General features: G+C 69.1%; 14 protein-coding genes and 1 tRNA gene. 5 read left to right on the forward strand and 10 right to left on the reverse strand.

Annotation, left to right across the window (positions count from 1 at the left end; translation table 11 throughout):
- Nucleotides 1-39 precede the first annotated feature (39 nt).
- Nucleotides 40-2016: an acyltransferase family protein gene (locus VV01_RS09085; RefSeq protein ID WP_050669601.1), complete on the forward strand. Its 1977-nt coding sequence runs from the start codon at nt 40-42 to the stop codon at nt 2014-2016.
- On the opposite strand, the gene VV01_RS09090 is transcribed toward VV01_RS09085, so the two are convergent.
- Nucleotides 2006-3922 carry an acyltransferase family protein gene (locus VV01_RS09090; RefSeq protein ID WP_082220905.1) on the reverse strand — a complete coding sequence of 639 codons (1917 nt, stop codon included), beginning with the start codon at nt 3920-3922 and terminating at the stop codon, nt 2006-2008. The genes VV01_RS09085 and VV01_RS09090 overlap by 11 nt on opposite strands.
- Nucleotides 3923-3995: 73 nt before the next feature.
- Nucleotides 3996-4982 carry a sugar phosphate nucleotidyltransferase gene (locus tag VV01_RS09095; protein ID WP_071606333.1) on the reverse strand — a complete coding sequence of 329 codons (987 nt, stop codon included), beginning with the start codon at nt 4980-4982 and terminating at the stop codon, nt 3996-3998.
- A 132-nt stretch (nt 4983-5114) separates the two neighbouring features.
- On the opposite strand from VV01_RS09095, the gene VV01_RS09100 reads away from it, so the two are divergent.
- A complete protein-coding gene (locus tag VV01_RS09100; RefSeq protein WP_050669603.1) occupies nt 5115-5858 on the forward strand; it encodes a hypothetical protein in 744 nt (247 codons plus the stop codon).
- Nucleotides 5859-5928: 70 nt separating this feature from the next.
- Here VV01_RS09100 and polA read toward each other — a convergent pair whose 3' ends face one another.
- Nucleotides 5929-8607, reverse strand: a complete 2679-nt coding sequence (gene polA, locus VV01_RS09105) for a DNA polymerase I (protein ID WP_050669604.1) — start codon at nt 8605-8607, stop codon at nt 5929-5931.
- A gap of 57 nt (nt 8608-8664) precedes the next feature.
- Between polA and VV01_RS09110 the strand changes: the two genes are divergently transcribed.
- Nucleotides 8665-9126, forward strand: a complete 462-nt coding sequence (locus VV01_RS09110) for a PaaI family thioesterase (RefSeq protein ID WP_050669605.1) — start codon at nt 8665-8667, stop codon at nt 9124-9126.
- A gap of 2 nt (nt 9127-9128) precedes the next feature.
- Here the strand turns inward: VV01_RS09110 and VV01_RS09115 are convergent, their stop codons facing one another.
- The 7 genes from VV01_RS09115 to VV01_RS09145 all read right to left on the reverse strand — a co-directional run bounded on the left by VV01_RS09115 (nt 9129) and on the right by VV01_RS09145 (nt 15778).
- The gene (locus VV01_RS09115) at nt 9129-9713 is read right to left on the reverse strand and encodes a GNAT family N-acetyltransferase (RefSeq protein ID WP_050669606.1); all 585 of its coding nucleotides are present in this window, start codon (nt 9711-9713) and stop codon (nt 9129-9131) included.
- Between the two features lie 179 nt (nt 9714-9892).
- On the reverse strand, nt 9893-10606 hold the full coding sequence (locus VV01_RS09120; RefSeq protein ID WP_050669607.1) for an ABC transporter ATP-binding protein: 714 nt from the start codon (nt 10604-10606) through the stop codon (nt 9893-9895).
- Nucleotides 10593-11498, reverse strand: coding sequence for an ABC transporter ATP-binding protein (locus tag VV01_RS09125; RefSeq protein WP_050669608.1), 906 nt, complete (start codon nt 11496-11498; stop codon nt 10593-10595). Before VV01_RS09125 ends, VV01_RS09120 begins: the two co-directional genes overlap by 14 nt.
- On the reverse strand, nt 11495-12655 hold the full coding sequence (locus tag VV01_RS09130; RefSeq protein WP_082220907.1) for a branched-chain amino acid ABC transporter permease: 1161 nt from the start codon (nt 12653-12655) through the stop codon (nt 11495-11497). The genes VV01_RS09125 and VV01_RS09130 overlap by 4 nt, the downstream gene beginning before the upstream one ends.
- Complete coding sequence (locus tag VV01_RS09135) at nt 12652-13656, reverse strand: branched-chain amino acid ABC transporter permease (protein WP_050669609.1); 1005 nt, start codon at nt 13654-13656, stop codon at nt 12652-12654. The genes VV01_RS09130 and VV01_RS09135 overlap by 4 nt, the downstream gene beginning before the upstream one ends.
- A gap of 78 nt (nt 13657-13734) precedes the next feature.
- Nucleotides 13735-14961 (reverse strand): branched-chain amino acid ABC transporter substrate-binding protein, encoded by a 1227-nt coding sequence (locus VV01_RS09140; protein ID WP_231635196.1) that lies wholly within the window; start codon nt 14959-14961, stop codon nt 13735-13737.
- 187 nt (nt 14962-15148) lie between these two features.
- On the reverse strand, nt 15149-15778 hold the full coding sequence (locus tag VV01_RS09145) for an ANTAR domain-containing response regulator (RefSeq protein ID WP_050669611.1): 630 nt from the start codon (nt 15776-15778) through the stop codon (nt 15149-15151).
- Between the two features lie 84 nt (nt 15779-15862).
- On the opposite strand from VV01_RS09145, the gene VV01_RS09150 reads away from it, so the two are divergent.
- Nucleotides 15863-16546, forward strand: coding sequence for a hypothetical protein (locus VV01_RS09150; protein WP_050669612.1), 684 nt, complete (start codon nt 15863-15865; stop codon nt 16544-16546).
- 56 nt (nt 16547-16602) lie between these two features.
- A tRNA-Leu gene (locus tag VV01_RS09155) sits at nt 16603-16679 on the forward strand.
- Nucleotides 16680-16737: the final 58 nt, after the last annotated feature.

The raw sequence follows: 16737 nt of genomic DNA on the forward strand, positions 1-16737 counted from the left end.
CAGCGCGGTCGCCGTGCCTGTACCTGATCGAGAGAGTCCGTGGTCTCCCACCAGCACCGTTCCCTGCCCTATCGCCCGGCCCTCGACGGACTACGCGGCGTCGCAGTTGCCGCGGTGCTCATCTACCACGTCAACGGCGACTGGGCGCCTGGCGGCTGGCTCGGGGTCGACCTGTTCTTCGTGCTCTCGGGCTATCTCATCACCTCGTTGCTGCTGAGCGAGCAGCTGCGGTGGGGCAGCATCGACCTCATCGGCTTCTGGCTCTCACGCGCCCGCCGACTGCTCCCGTCGCTGGTGGTGGTGTGCGGGGCGGTGCTCGTCGCGGCCAGCCTGTGGACCGTCCCCGGTCGCCGCTCCCCCGTGGGCTGGGACGTGCTGTCGGCACTGCTGTACGTCGCCAACTGGCGTTTCCTGCTCGGCGACGAGTCCTACTTCGGCAATCTCGCCCTCCCCTCGCCGGTGCGGCACACCTGGTCGCTCTCGATCGAGGAGCAGTACTACCTCCTCTTCCCGCTGCTGCTGATCGGCCTGTCCGCGATCACGCGCAACCGCATCGTCCGGTCCGCCGTGCTGCTGCTGCTCGCACTCGCGTCCGCGGCGTGGATGGTGCACCTCTACGTCCCGGGCCAGGACCCCGGCCGCGTCTACTACGGCACCGACACACGTGCGTTCGAGCTGCTCGTCGGCGCAGCGGTCGGCAGCCTCATGGCCGGGCGCGCGGCCACGGCCCGACGCCGCCGATCGACGGTGGACCGCGTCATCGGGCTGGCCGCCTGGCCGGCGCTGGCGGTGTTCGCTGTCGCGTTCTTCGTCCTGCCCGAGAAGTCCGACCTGCCGTTCCAGGGTGGGCTGCTGGTGCTCGCGCTGCTCGCGACGCTGCCGATCCTCGCCGCCGCCGGTCGCACACCGGGGTCGTTGCAGAGCGTGCTGTCACTGGAGTGGCTGCGACGGCTCGGACTCATCAGCTACTCGCTCTACCTGTGGCACTGGCCCGTCATCGTCTTCCTCAACCCCGCACAGGTCCCGATCGACGGTGCTGCGCTGTCACTGGTGCAGATCGCGGTGTCGGTCGGCCTGGCCGTGATCACCTATCGCTACGTCGAACGTCCGATCCGCACGCGGGGCTTCCGCGCCCTGATCCCGGCACGACCGCAGCCGAGCGTCGCGGTCGCCCGGGTCGCGATGCCCGTCGCCGTGCTCGGGGCGCTCGCGCTGACCCAGTCCAGCGGCTCGTCCGCAGCGCCGGCGAGCGCCGTCGGCGGGTCGAGCCACCTCGAGCCGACCGCCGGCGTCTCGGCGACCAGCGGTGTCAAGCGCTCGGTGGTGCTGCTCGGCAACTCGGTGCCCGCGAGCCTGACGCAGAACCACGGTGGCGACACCACGGTTCCTGACGTCGTCCCCACGGGCAACGTCAGCCTGGGCTGCGACCCCTTCCCGGGCGAGAAGCTCATCGACGGCGATCCCGTCAAGGTGTCCCCGGACTGTGTGGAGTGGCAGCAGGAGTGGGGCAAGGCGATGCGCCTGGTCTCTCCTGACGTCGCGCTCTACTTCGTCCCGCAGACCCTGGTCAGCGACTTCAAGAACGATGAGGGCGTACAACGCTTCGGCACCGCCGGGCACGACGCGTTCATCCGCTCCTCGCTCGACCACGTCCGCACGACCTCTCTCGCGCACGGGGCCAAGCGGTTCGCGCTCACCAACCTGGCGTGCCACCGGATGCCCGACTTCGGGGTCAACAAGGAGATCGACCTCATCAACGACGACGAGCGGGTCCGGCACGTCAACGCCGTCGCGACCGCGTGGGCGCGCACCCACGGCGTCCCGGTGATCGACACCTTCTCGGCGCTGTGCAAGGACGGCTACCACGGCGAGGTCAACGGCGTGCCCCTCTACCAGGACGGCATCCACTACACGCCCAGGTCGGGCCCGATCTACTGGCGCTGGCTGGCTCCGCAGATCCGCGACATCGCGAGCGGCAAGAAGCCCGCGAGCGACGCCGGGACGATCAGCCGGTGACCTTCTTGATCTGAGGCATGAGCCACTCCCAGAAACCGCGCGCGCCGTCGGCGGAGTAGTGCACGCCGTCGATGCGGATCTTCTTGCCGCGCACGACCTCTTCGTACTTGCCGTTGGGGCACGCGAAGCTGTCGAGATCGGCGATGTGCACGCGATCGGGGTGCTTGGCGGCAAACGCGTCGAGAACGGCATTGACGGCCTTGCCGCGCTGCGGGTCATTGCGGTCCGATGAGAGGTCCTGCCCGGCCACGACGAACTTCTCCTGGTGGTAGCACGGGACGTTGGTGATGAACACCGGAGCCGTGCTCGGGCTCAGGGCTTTCAGACCTTCCTCAAGGCGCGCGGTGAGGTACGCGGCGTACGCCGGCGACCCGACCTCGAGGACCTTGCCGTCGACCTCGTGGTCGAAGACCTCCCAGCCACCGAGGCTCCAGACGATGGCCTTGGGCTTGGTCTGCTGCATGCCGTCGCGCCAGTTGGCGAAGATCGTGTTGCACTCCTCCTGGTCCTCGCCCTTCTGCGGCTTGCCGTTGAAGGCGAGGTGCTGCTCAGCAGTGCCGCAGCCGAAGTTGACCCTGGCCGTGGCCGCGACTCCGGGGAACTTCTCCTTGGGGAAGTTGTAGCCCAGGCTGAAGCCCACCGAGTCGCCGACGATGAGGACGCCGTAGTCGCCGCTGCCGACCGTCGCGGCCTGCGCCTCGCCCGCGCGCGCCGACGGAGCCAGCTGGACGCCGGTCGCCGAGACGCCGATGAGCACGGCCGCCACGCCCACGGCGGCGGTCGAGAACGCCGGCGAGACGCGGGGCCCGAGCCTGCGACGCAGCGAGCCGCGCCGGATCGGGTCCTCGATCCAGTAGTACGACGCGGCCGAGACGGCGAAGGTCGCGGCGAAGCGCACCACCGTCAGCGGCACCGTGTCGAGGCCGGTGCGCTCGGGGGTGAGCAGCACGAACAACGGCCAGTGCCACAGGTAGAGCCCGTAGGAGAGCTTGCCGACCCAGACCACCACGGGAGTGCTGAGAACGCGCGCGATGGACGTGGTCGGCGCGAGCTCGACACTGAGCACGAGCAGCACGAACATCACGTCGAACAGCAGGAATCCGCCGTTGAAGACCCAGCCGTCCGCGGGGATCCACAGGAACCAGACGATCGTCGCCACCGCCGCCGTCCAGCCGATCAGCTCAAGGGGCCGACGATGACGCGACAGAGCAGCGACCCGGCGTGCTCCCATGCGGTGCAGGACAAGGGCGAGCACGGCACCGACGAGGATGTCCTGCATCCGGGCGTCCGTGCCGTAGTAGACACGCGAGGGGTCGCCCGGCGTGTTGACCATCGCCATCACGACCGCCGACGCCAGAGCCAGCGCGCCGACGACGATCGTCGGGCCCCACGACCGGCGGCGGGTGAACACGTGCAGGAGCACGATCAGCAGCAAGGGGAAGATCAGGTAGTACTGCTCCTCGATCCCCAGCGTCCAGGTGTGCCGGAACGGCGAGGGCGAGCCGAACTGCTCGAAGTAGGACTGGCCGGTGATGATCATCCGCCAGTTGGCGACGTAGAACAGCGCCGCGATGCCGTCGCCCTTGATCGTGCCCGGCGTCTGGTTGTCCATGATGCGGGGCGTCACCAGCGCGACCACGACGAGCATCACGAGCAGGGCCGGCAGGAGGCGTCTGGCCCGGCGCAGGTAGAACCCGACCAGGTCGATGTTGCCCCACTTGGCGTACTCCTTCAGCAGGAGCCCGGTGATCAGGTAGCCGGAGACGACGAAGAAGACGTTGACCGACCAGTACCCGCCCTGCACCCATGAGACGGGCACGTGGAACAGCATGATCGTGACGACGGACACCGCGCGGAGCCCGTCCAGCGCCGGTCGATATCCCATCCCGGGTGGACGTGTGCTCATGATTCCCAACGGCTGGTCGACAACGGAACCCGGACAGCATGCCACGGACTACCGATGAGTAGCGAAGATCACATCAGGGTTCGGACACCGCGCCCACGACCATGCCGGTCACGTCAGCACCGGTCCGTACGACGGCGTCCGGCGCTGCGACCGCGTCGACCATCCGCGCGCCCGCCTGCACCACCGCACCGCGCATCACGATGCTGCCGCTCACCTGCGCGCCGGACTCGACCCGCGCACCCGCGTGCACCGTCGTACCGTCGGTCAGCATCGCTCCCACCTCGACGGTGGCGGCCGGGTCGACCCACGCCCGTCGACCGGGGGAACCGCCGGGCAGCCTGCCGAGGACGGCGTCGGCCGACGCCGCGACCAGCGCGGCCGGCGAGCCCACATCGCGGAAGTACGCCTGTTCGGCGTACGCGTGCACCGCACCGTCACCGACGAGCCCGGGTACGACGTCGCGCTCCCACGACACCGGACCGTCGGCATCGATGGCGCCGACGGTCGCACCCGCGACGACGTACGTGCCGGCGTTGATGAGGTCCGCGACCGGGTGCTCCGGCTTCTCGACGAAGTCGACCACGCGCCCGTCGCGGGCGCACACGACCGAGCCGTACGCGCGCGGATCCGGCACGGACCTGACGTGAAGCAGGAGCGCTGTCCCCTCCTCGGCACGACGTTCGTACGCGGTGATCTGCGCACGCAGGTCGTGGCCGCTGAGCAGGTCGCCGTTGAGGACGACGACCGCCCGGGCCTGCCGGGCTCTGGACGAGCTCGCCCAGGCATGCCGCAGTGCGCCGCCCGTTCCGAGCGGCTCGGTCTCGGGGGCGTACGACAGGCGGACGCCCCAGCGCGACCCGTCACCGAGCGCGGGTTCGAACTGCTCGGCGCAGTACCCGGTCGCGAGGACGACATCGGTGACGCCGGCGCCGGCGAGTCGGCGCAGCTGGTGCACGATCAACGGATCGGCGCCGACCGGCAGCAGGTGCTTGGGTGCCTGGTCGGTGAGCGGCCGCATCCGGGTGCCGTATCCGCCCGCGAGCACGATGCCCACCGTCATCGCCTGCTCCTGTTCGGTCCTGCCCGGCCGGCCGCCGGTGTGCACGAGTAGGCACGGTAGCCGCAGACACCCACCGAACCGCAGAGTGATCCACGCCACCACGAGAAGTGACCTGCTAGTAGCATCCAGCGCATGCCTGACGACCACGACAGCCGGACGCTGATCTCGCCACGCACGGGCACCAAGGTCTCGCTGCTGGTGGCGATCCCGCTGCTGCTCGCGGCGGCCTACTTCTTCTGGGTACCGATCACCCTGCAGAGCCCCGAGACCGGGTCGACCTTCAACTGCGGTACGGCCGCGAGCCCGCCGAGCAGTGGGTTCCAGAAGGGCACCTGCGGAGACCTCAACAAGATCAACAAGTTCCGGGCGATCGGCCTCGGTGCCTCTGCGCTGCTCATCGGTGGCCTGGGCGCTGCGATGTTCGGCGCCGAACGCCGTGAGGAGGTCCGTCCCCGGCGCCGCCACGACGACGAGGACGACGACCGCCGCGACAAGGCCGCCACCGCGCGCCGCACCCCCGATGACGAGCGCGGCAGCCGTCGCGCGAGCGACGCCTCCGACGCCCCGCACGGTGCGCGTCGCCTGCACGACGAGCCTGCGGCCGACGCCCGTCGGTGGAGCGAGGACGACAACGCGGCCCGCGGCGCACTCCGCGACGAGTCATGGCGTGGCCGCCGCAGCGCCGACCTCGACGACGAGCGCGACGTGGCCGCCGACACCGAGGCCACGCGCGGCGCCCGGCGGCTGCCCGCCGACGACCGCGGGTGGTTCGAGGACGAGACCGAGGTCGGACGTCGCTACGACGCCGAGACCCGCGCCGGCCGGCACAGCCTCGGCTCGGACGAGCTGCGGTCACGGCGTCACAGCGACGACTGAGCCGCACCACCACCCACCGCAACGACCCGCCACCCCCGAGGGGTGGCGGGTCGTTCGCTGCAGGCGAGCGTCAGTGCGCCGCGTCGTGCCAGGACCCGCCGACGCCCACGCTGACGTCGAGCGGCACGTCCATCTCGACGGCGGCACCCATCTCGGTGCGGACCAGCGCCTCCAGGTCGTCGCGCTCCCCCGCCGCGACCTCGAGCACGAGCTCGTCGTGCACCTGCAGCAGCATCCGCGACTTCGCGCCCGACTCCTTCAGCCGCCGGTCGACGCGAAGCATCGCCAGCTTGATGATGTCGGCGGCCGAGCCCTGGATGGGCGCGTTGAGCGCCATCCGTTCGGCCATCTGCCGCCGCTGCCGGTTGTCGGAGTTGAGGTCGGGCAGGTAGCGCCGCCGACCGAGCATGGTCTCGGTGTAGCCCGTCGTGCGTGCGTCGGCGACGACCTCGCGCAGGTAGTCGCGCACGCCCCCGAACCGCGCGAAGTACTCGTCCATCAGCCCGCTCGCCTCCTCGGTGCTGATGGTGAGCTGCTTGGACAGGCCGAACGCCGACAGACCGTAGGCGAGGCCGTACGACATGGCCTTGACCTTGGCGCGCATCTCGAGGGTGACGTCGTCCGGCTCGACGGCGAACACCCGCGATCCGACGAACCGGTGCAGGTCCTCGCCGGTGCGGAACGCCTGGATCAGACCCTCGTCTCCCGACAGGTGGGCCATGATGCGCATCTCGATCTGGCTGTAGTCGGCGGACATCAACGACTCGTAGCCGTCGCCGACGACGAACACCTCACGGATCCGCCGGCCGGACTCGGTGCGGATCGGGATGTTCTGCAGGTTGGGCTCGGTCGAGGACAGCCGGCCCGTGGCGGCGATCGTCTGCTGATACGTCGTGTGGATACGGCCGTCGTCGGCCACCGACTTGATGAGGCCCTCGACCGTCACCCGCAGCCGCGAGGAGTCGCGGTGACGCAGCAGCGCCTCCAGGAACGGGTGCTCGGTCTTGGTGTAGAGGTCGCTCAGGGCATCGGCGTCGGTGGTGTAGCCGGTCTTGGTCTTCTTGGTCTTGGGCATGCCGAGCGTCTCGAACAGCACGACCTGCAGCTGCTTGGGCGATCCGAGGTTGATCTGATCGCCACCGATCGCGTCGTACGCGTCCTGCTGGGCCTCGCGCACGCCGTCGGCGTAGTCGCTCTCGAGCGACTGCATCGCCTCGGTGTCGACGGCGATGCCGACCTGCTCCATGCCGGCGAGCACGTCGACCAGCGGCAGCTCGATGTCGGCGAGCAGCTGGGTGCCACCGGTCGCGGCGACCTGCTCATCGAGCGCGGTCGCGAGCTCGGCCACGGCCTGAGCGCGCTGCATCGCACCCAGGGCCTCCTCGCTCGTGCCGGTGTCGCCGAGGTCGAGAACGCCCTGGCCGCCGGCCGGCTCGGGTCCGGTCAGCTCACGCTTGAGGTAGCGCAGCACCAGGTCGGCCAGGTCGTACGAACGCTGATCGGGGCGCACGAGATAGGCGGCGAGCGCGGTGTCGCTGGTGACGCCGTGCACGGGCATCCCGCGCGCGGCCAGCGCCTGCAGCTGCCCCTTCGCGTCGTACATCGCCTTGGGGTGGTCCGCATCGGCGAGCCAGTCGCCGAGCGCGTTCTGCGCCTCGGGAGTCAGCGTGGTGAGGTCGATGTACGCCGCCGTGCCCGACGCCGGGGCGAGGGCCAGCCCGTGCGCGTCGCCGGTGCCGCGCGCCCAGGTGCCGAGCAGGTGCACCCCCACGCGCTCACCGGAGGTCAGATGCTCCTGGACCCAGGCGGCGACGTCGGCGGCCTCGAGTGCCTCCCCCTCGACCTCGATGGCCTCGTCGGCCTCGGTGTCGACCGCCTCGAGCGTCTGGAACAACCGGTCGCGCAGAACCCGGAACTCCAGGCCGTCGAACACCGTGTGGACCTCGTCGCGGTCCCAGGTGCGCCGCTCGAGGTCGTCGACGGTGATGTCGAGCGGCATGTCGACGAGCAGCTGGTTGAGGCGGCGGTTGCGCAGGACCCCGTCGAGGTGGTCACGCAGCGACTGCCCGGCCTTGCCCTTGATCTCGCCGACGTGGTCGACGATGCCCGACAGGTCGCCATACAGACCGATCCACTTGGCCGCCGTCTTGGGCCCCACACCGGGCACGCCGGGCAGGTTGTCCGAGGACTCGCCCACCATGGCGGCGAGGTCGCTGTAACGCTCGGGACGGACGCCGTACTTGTCCTCGACGGCGTCCGGTGTCATCCGCGCCAGGTCGGAGACGCCCTTGCGCGGGTAGAGCAGCGTGACCTTGTCGCTGACGAGCTGGATCGCGTCACGGTCACCCGAGCAGATGAGCACCTCGTCGAAGTCCGCGGCGACCGCCCGCGTGGTCAGGGTCGCGATGATGTCGTCGGCCTCGTAGCCGGCGGACTCGACGTAGGGGATGCGCAGCGCGTCGAGCACCTCGTGCACGAGCGACACCTGGCCCTTGAACTCATCCGGCGTGGTCGCGCGTCCCGCCTTGTACTCGGCGTACTCCTCCGAGCGGAACGTCTGGCGGGAGACGTCGAACGCGACACCGACGTGGGTGGGCTCCTCGTCGCGCAGGACGTTGATGAGCATCGAGGTGAACCCGTAGACCGCATTGGTCGACTGCCCGGTGGTGGTCGAGAAGTTCTCGACCGGGAGCGCGAAGAACGCGCGGTAGGCAAGGGAATGACCGTCGAGGAGGAGGAGCCGCTTCACGCATGAAAGCCTATGTGCTGGCACCGACGCCGCACGCACAGGAGAGGACCTTCACCGATGTCCGAGGCACCCGCCGAGACCGGCACCCCCGACCAGCCGACCGGTGAGGAGCTGCTCGCGCTGTTCACCAGCATGAACGCCGGCACCCTGGGCGAGCGGATGGGCATCGAGTTCCTCGAGGCGAGCCCCGGTCGCGTCGTGGCGCGCATGCCCGTCGAGGGCAACACCCAGCCCTACGGCCTGCTGCACGGCGGCGCCAGTGTCGTGCTCGCCGAGACGGTCGGATCGGTCGCCGCCGCGCTGCATGCCGGCCGCGACCGCATCGCCGTCGGGCTCGACATCAACTCGACCCATCACCGCGGAGTGCGGTCGGGCTACGTGACCGCGACGACCACGCCGCTGTCACAGGGACGATCGGTGGCGACGTACGACGTCGCGATCGTCGATGACGAGGGTCGCCGGGTCAACACCTCGCGGATCACCTGCATGCTGCGCGACGCGCCGCCGCAGGCGACCTGACCTCAACCGCCGGTGCCCCGGGCCAGCCTCACACGGGCGGCGCGGGCGCGCAGCGAGCGGCGCCGGCGTACGACGGCGTCCGACGACGGCAGGGTCTCGTCTCCCGCGAGACGTCGGCGCAGCGCTCCTGGAGTGGTCGAGCGGCTGGTCACCAGCGGCGCGAACCCGAGGCGGGCGAAGTAGCGGTTGCTGTCCTTCTGCTGAGCAGGCACGCACGACACCAGCTGGCTCGCCCCGACGTGCTCGGCGAACCGCGCGGCCATCTGCAGCAGCTCGCGCGCGACGCCCGTACGACGATGCTCCGGCTCGACCCAGATCTGGTCGATCCACGCTGCAGTGTCCTCGGCAAGGCCGGACAGCGGGCTGTGGGTGACGACGACGAACCCGACCTGCGCGCCGCCGGTGCTCGCGGCGTAGATGCGAACGTCGTTGCGCTGCAACGCATCTCGCAGCCTGCCCTCACGAACAGCGCGGTCGGCCCACTCGCTGGTCTGACCCACGGCGACCCTTGACGACACCCACAACGGGGCGAAGGTCTCCTCGTCGGCCGGGCGGACACGGGCGACCGAGACGGCAGAGCGTGACAACGGCTCCTCCGGGCAAGGGCGGTGACGCGGCCCTGGGGGCTGGGCCGACAAGGGGTCACAGTACGCCTCCCCCACCTCCGGTGAGAGGCAAACCACGACGGCTGTCGACGGGCGCGTACGACGAACGGGTGGAGCCCCTCGTCGTGGAGCGGCTCCACCCGTTGGGGTCGGAGCGGAGGTCAGGCCGCGCCGAGGTAGGCCTCCTTGATGGCCGGGTTGGCGAGCAGCTCCTTGCCGGTGCCGGAGTGGGTGATGCGCCCGGTCTCCAGGACGTAGGCCCGGTCGGCCTTGGCCAGCGCCTGATTGGCGTTCTGCTCGACCAGCAGGACTGTCGTGCCCTGGTCGTTGACCTGCTTGATGATGCTGAAGATCTGGCGGATGAACTGCGGCGCCAGACCCATCGACGGCTCGTCGAGCAGCAGCACCTTGGGGTGGCCCATCAACGCACGCCCGATGGCGAGCATCTGCTGCTCACCGCCGGACATCGTCCCGCCGAGCTGCTTCTGCCGCTCCTTCAGCCGAGGGAACAGGTCGAAGACGCGCTCGAAGTCGGCCGCCATCTGCGACTTGTCCTTGAGCGCGTAGGCACCCATGTCGAGGTTCTCCATGACCGTCATCGACGGGAAGATTCCGCGACCCTCCGGCGTCAGGGAGATGCCCTTGACGACCCGGATGTGGCCCTTGGTCTTGGAGATGTCCTCACCGTCGAAGCGGATGCTCCCGCCCGACAGGTTGAGCAGACCGGCGAGGGTGCGCATCGTCGTGGTCTTGCCGGCACCGTTGGCACCGATCAGCGAGACGATCTCGCCCTCCTCGACCGTCAGCGACATGTCGTGGATGGCCTGGATACGGCCGTAGTGGACCGAGATGTTGTCGACCTCAAGCAGCGCCATCGTCGTCGGTCTCCTCTCCGAGGTAGGCGGCGATCACCTTGGGATCCTCACGGATCTCGCTGGGCGTCCCCTCTGCGATCTTCTTGCCGAACTCCAGCACCACGATGCGGTCGGTCACACCCATGACCAGCCGCATGTCGTGCTCGATGAGCAGCACGGTGTAGCCGTCGTCGCGGATCGTGCGGATGAGCTGCATCAGCTCGTCCTTCTCGGCCGGGTTGAACCCGGCCGCCGGCTCGTCCAGGCACAGCAGCTTGGGCTCGGTCGCCAGGGCCCGGGCGATCTCCAGCCGACGCTGGTAGCCGTACGGCAGGTTGCGGGCCAGCTCCTGCGCCTTGTCGGCGATGCCCACGAAGTCCAGCAGGGCCATGCCGTGCTCGATCGAGCTCTTCTCCTCGCGGCGATGACGCGGCGAGCGGAAGATCGCCCCGGGGACGCTCGTCTTGTGCCGGGCGTCGAGCCCGACCACGACGTTCTCGAGGGCGGTCATCTGGCCGAAGAGCCGGATGTTCTGGAACGTCCGGGCCAGGCCCAGTCGCGTGATGACGTGCTGCTTGCGGCCGTTAAGGGTGTGACCCTCCAGCTGGACGCTGCCACCACTGGGCTTGTAGACGCCGGTCATCGCGTTGAAGCACGTCGTCTTGCCGGCACCGTTGGGCCCGATGAGCCCGAGGATCTCGCCGCGCTTGATGTCGAACGTGACGTTGTCCAGGGCGGTCAGACCGCCGAAGGTGACGGTCAGGTCGCGGATCTCGACCAGGTTGTCGCCGACCGCCACCTCGATGTCGCGGTCGGGCGCCACCACCTGGGCGACCTCGGAGTCCAGGGACGGCGGGGCGTCCGGGTGCTCGGTCGTGATCTCCTCGGGCGTCTCGCCCGCGGGGGTGCTCATGATCCTGACTCCTTCGTCGCGGGAGCGGGTGTGCTGCCCGGCCGGTCGCTCAGCCATCGCCTCGCCCGACTGGCGTAGGTCAGCAGGTGGTTGCGGGCTCCGAGCAGACCCTGCGAGCGGAAGATCATCAGCAGCACCAGGATGGCGCCGAAGATGAGGTACTTGTACTCGGCGATTCCGGTGAACCGCAGCGGGATGTACGCGATGAGCGCGCCGCCGATGACCGCACCGAACTTGTTGCCGGCACCGCCGAGGACGACCGCTGCGAGGAACAGCATCGAGGTCTGCACGTCGAACTTCTGGTTGTTGACGAAGCCGTTGAGGCCGCCGAACAACGCACCCGACAGACCGCCGATCGCAGCGCCGATGGCGAACGCCCACAGCTTGAACTTGAAGGTCGGCACGCCCATGATCTCGGCTGCGTCCTCGTCCTCGCGGGTGGCGACCCAGGCGCGGCCGGCGCGGGAGCGCTCAAGGTTTCCGAGCAGCAGCATCACGATGATGATGATCGTGACCGTCAGCCAGTACCAGGGAACGCCCTTGTTGTTGGCGAAGATCGGGTTGCCGTCGCTGTCGGTGCCGGGAGGTGCACCGACGTTCTGGAAGCCGGTCTGCCCCTTCAGGGCCGGGATGATCGTGGCCAGCAGGCGGATGATCTCACCGAAGCCGAGCGTGACGATCGCGAGGTAGTCGCCGCGCAGCCGCAGCGTCGGCAGGCCCAGGATGATGCCGAAGAACACCGTCACGATCATCGCGAGCGGCAGCGTCCACAGGTACGGGATGTGCACGAAGCTGGAGTCCTGGCTGGTCCACAACGCGGTGACGTAGGCACCGACGGCGAAGAAGCCGATGTAGCCGAGGTCGAGCAGACCCGCCTGGCCGACGACCACGTTGAGGCCGAGGGCGGCCAGCGCGTAGATCGCCATGGTGACGCAGGTGATCGGGAAGTCGTTGCTCGGCTCGCTGGTGATCAGCGGCGGGTTGAGGACCGGGAGCAGGTAGACCAGGACCGCCGCGACGGCCAGCACCGCCCACTGCTGCCAGCGGTGCAGACCGTCCCACCAGCGGGTGAGCCCGGCGAACCGGCTCGGCTTGGCCTCGGACTGCTCGTCCAGGTGCGCCTGCGCCGCTCCGGCGCCTTCCATGGGGGTCGTCATGCTCGCACCTTTGCCAAGTTGCTGCCGAGGATGCCCTCGGGCCGGACCATCAGGACAAGGACCAGGACGACGAACGCGACGACGTCGGTCCACTGCGAGCTGCCGAGCAGCACCTGGCCGTAGTTGCCGATGACGCCGAGCAGGAGTCCGCCGAGCAGTGCGCCACGGACGTTGCCGATGCCGCCGAGCACGGCTGCAGTGAAGGCCTTGATACCCAGGATGAAGCCGCCGTTGAACACGACTCCCGAAGGCACCTTCATCACGTAGAAGAGGGCGGCCGCACCGGCGAGGACACCGCCGATGACGAACGTGGAGACGATGATGCGCTCCTTGTTGACGCCCATCAGTGTGGCGGTGTCGGGGTCCTGGGCCACCGCGCGGATACCGCGGCCGAGGCGGGTGCGGCGGATCAGCTGGTCGACGCCGACCATCATCGCCACGGCGGCGATCACGATGATCAGGGTGTCGAGGTAGATGATCGTGCCGCCGATGTCGAAGACCGGCTTGGTCGGCATCATGATCACGGCCGGCTCAGCGGTGGCACCGCGCCAGGCGAAGAAGATGTTCTGGATCACGAACGACATACCGATCGCGGTGATCAGGAAGACCAGGCGCGGAGCGTTGCGCCGTCGTAGTGGTCGGTAGGCGATGCGTTCGAGCAGGAAGGCCACTCCGGCCGCCGCGGCCATCGCCGCCGCACAGGCGAGGACCAGGTTGAGGGCGATCGCTGCCCAGCTGAGGTTGGGCGGAGAGGCGCCGAAGCCGAGCCCGCTCAGGGTGAACACGACGGCGTACGCGCCGGTGATGAACACCTCGGAGTGGGCGAAGTTCATGAGGTTGAGGACGCCGTAGACGAGGGTGTAGCCGAGGGCGACCAACGCGTAGATGGAACCGAAGGTCAGGCCGTCGATGGTGGACGGCCAGAAGTCCTGGGCCAGAGCCGACCAGTCGAGCGTGATCCACGACTCGTCGGCCGCTGCGGCGGCAAGCAGGGTGTGCACGGGTGAAGCCTCCTGGGCTCGGTGGAGAACGGGAGGCCCGCCCGGGTCACGGACGGGCCTCCCGCTGACTGCTTCAGGTCAGAGCACGCCGACCGAGACGATCTTGCCGTTGTCGACGCGGTAGCCGTAGACGGGCAGCTCGGCGAGCTCACCCGTGGCGTCCCACTTGTACTTCTTGCTCAGGCCCTGGGCGTCGTAGGTCTTGACGAAGTCCTTCAGCGCCGGGCGGGTCGTCTTGCCCTTGTCGATACCGCTCAGCAGCACGGTGGCGGCGTCGTAGCCCTCGACCGAGTAGGTGCCGGGCTCCTTGTTGCCGGACACACCCTTGTAGGCCGTGGCGAAGTCCTTGATCAGCTCGCCCGGGATGCACGGGCAGGTGAAGTAGGCGTTCTTGGACGCGTCACCGGCGAGCTTGATGAACTGGTCGTCCTTGACACCGTCGGGCCCGATGAACGTGCCCTTGAAGCCCTTGCCGACCAGCTGCTGGTCCAGCGGTGCACCCTCGGCGAAGTAGCCGGAGTAGAAGACCGCGTCCGCCTTGGAGTTGAGGATCTTCTGGATGGTCGCCGAGAAGTCCTTCTGCTTGGTGGTCACCTTGTCGGTGCCGGCCAGCTTGTCACCGAGCGCCTTCGTGGACGTCGCCGCCAGGCCGGTGCCGTACTCGGAGTCGTCCTGGACGACGAAGACCTTCTTGGCCCCGAGCTTGTCGGCGAGCTTGCCGACGCCCGGGCCCTGGACGTTGTCGTTGCCGAGGCCACGGAAGAACGTCGTCCACCCGTTCTTGGTGAGCGCCGGGCCGGTGGCCGACGGCGTGATGTGCACCAGGCCAGCCTGCTCGAAGATCTTGCCGGTGGCCTTGGACTCACCGGAGAACGGGAGGCCGATGACGCCGACGACGTTCTTCTCGTTGGTCACCTGGGTGACCGGGCCGGTGGCCTTGTTGGGGTCGCCCTCGGTGTCGACCTTCTTGAAGGTGACCTGGCAGCCCGGGTTGGCCTTGTTGTGCTCGTTGATGGCCAGCTGGACACCGTTGTAGATGTTGATGCCGAGCTGGGCGTTGTCGCCCGTCATCGCACCGACGTAGGCGATGGTCGTGCCCTTGGCGCAGGTGGCCTTGCCGTCACCGGCGGGCTTCACCGCGTCGGCCGGCACGTCGATGCTGGACTGAGCGGGCAGCTGAGTCGCAGCGGACCCACCGCCACCGCCGCTGCCCGAGCTGTCGCCGCCGCTGGTGTCGTTGGCGCAGCCTGCGAGAGTCAGCGCGAGTGCGGCAAGGGCCGCAGATGCCTTGATTGACCGGGACACGATCAGCCTCCGTGTGTGTGGTGAAGCGGTGATGAGCTGACGGCGTCACTCCCGACCCGTCGGTCCCCTCCGCAAAGGGTCGCTCGAAACTAGCCCGCACCACACCGCCCGGAGGCGCATTCGACGCAACTGTGATGTGTCGTGACCAATCTGCCGCCTGCGACGGGGGTCACACGCACTTTGCTCCTTACGCGGAGTCGCCGCCCATGCCGTCGATCACGGCGTCCGCGATCTCGCGCATCCCCAGGCGCCGGTCCATCGCGGTCTTCTGGATCCAGCGGAACGCCGCTGCCTCGTCGATGTCCAGGCGCTTCATCAGGATGCCCTTGGCCCGATCGAGGCGCTTGCGCGTCTCCAGCCGCTCCCCCAGGCCGGCGACCTCCTGGCGCAGCAGCTCGCGCTCGGACCAGCGCGCTGTGGCCACCGCGATCGCCGGGCGCAGGTCATCGAGGGTGAACGGCTTGAGCACGTAGGCCATGACCCCGGCGTCGCTCGCGCGCTCGACGAGGTCCTTATCGCTGAAGGCCGTGAGCATGACGATCGGCGCGAGCGACTCCGAGCCGATCTGGTCGGCGGCCGAGATCCCGTCGAGGACGGGCATCTTGACGTCCATGACGATCAGGTCGGGCCGCAGCTCGCGGGCCTTGGCCACGGCCTGCTCGCCGTCGCCGACCTCGGCGACGACGTCGTACCCGGCCTCCCCCAGCATCTCGGCCAGGTCCATCCGGATGAGGGCCTCGTCCTCGGCGACCAGCACGCGCAGGCGCTCGCCCGGGGTCGTGCTGTCGACGGTGTGCTCGTTGCTGCTCTCGGTCACCCGCTCACCCTACCGACGCGTAGCCCAGCGGCGGCGCGTGCGTCGTACGGCCCGGGACGCGTGCTCGCGTGTGAGGATGCCGCGGTGCCCAGCCCTTTCGATGCCCTGTTCGAGCGCTCCGCCCCTCTGGCCCAGGCCGGTGATCACCGCCGCGATGTCGTGCCCGAGGAGAACGGCCGCTGGCCGATCAGCCTCGTCGTCGACCAGCCTCCGGAGCTGACCTGCGCTCTGCGACCACTCACCGACGCCGCGCGCACGCTCGTCGGGCCCGGCCACTTCGTGACCGGTCATCCCGAGGCCGCGCACATCACGCTGCGGGCCTTGGAGCCGCGGCGGGCCGCCACTCGCAAGGAAGACGCGTTCGTACGCCGGTGCGCGGCAGCCCTCGAACGCGCGGTCAGTCGCACTCCCCCGCCGACGTTCACCCTGACCGGTGTGACGCTCACCGCGATCTCGGTGATGGCTCAGCTCGAGGCCGTCGACGGCTGGCCGCTGATGGAGGCGGTCGAGGACGAGCTCGGCGACGACGCGTCGTACGAACGAGACCTCGGGCTGACGCGAGACATCTTCTACACCAACGTGATTCACCTGGCCGACGACATCGCCGACCCCGCCGGGCTGGTGTCGTGGGTGCGCGCGAACCGCCGCATCGAGCCGGTGACGTTCACGGCCCGCAGCGCCTCGCTCGTGACGTTCGACCACGCGGTGGTGGACGGTGAGCAGATGATCCGGATGGACCGCTGGTACACATTCCCGTTCGCCGGGTGAAAGCCATTGCGGTTGGGAACAGGCCTCCTGCATCGGCTACGGTGTCCATCGCGCAAGCCCCGGTATTCCAACTGGCAGAGAAGGCGGCCTCAAACTCCGCACAGTGTGGGTTCGAATCCCACCCGGGGCACCACCACATCCGCGACAGGTGTCGGGCAGCACGAACAGCCACGTCCATGGCCCTGTCTACA

The sequence above is a fragment of the Luteipulveratus halotolerans genome (genome assembly GCF_001247745.1).
In the GTDB taxonomy this organism is placed as follows: domain Bacteria; phylum Actinomycetota; class Actinomycetes; order Actinomycetales; family Dermatophilaceae; genus Luteipulveratus; species Luteipulveratus halotolerans.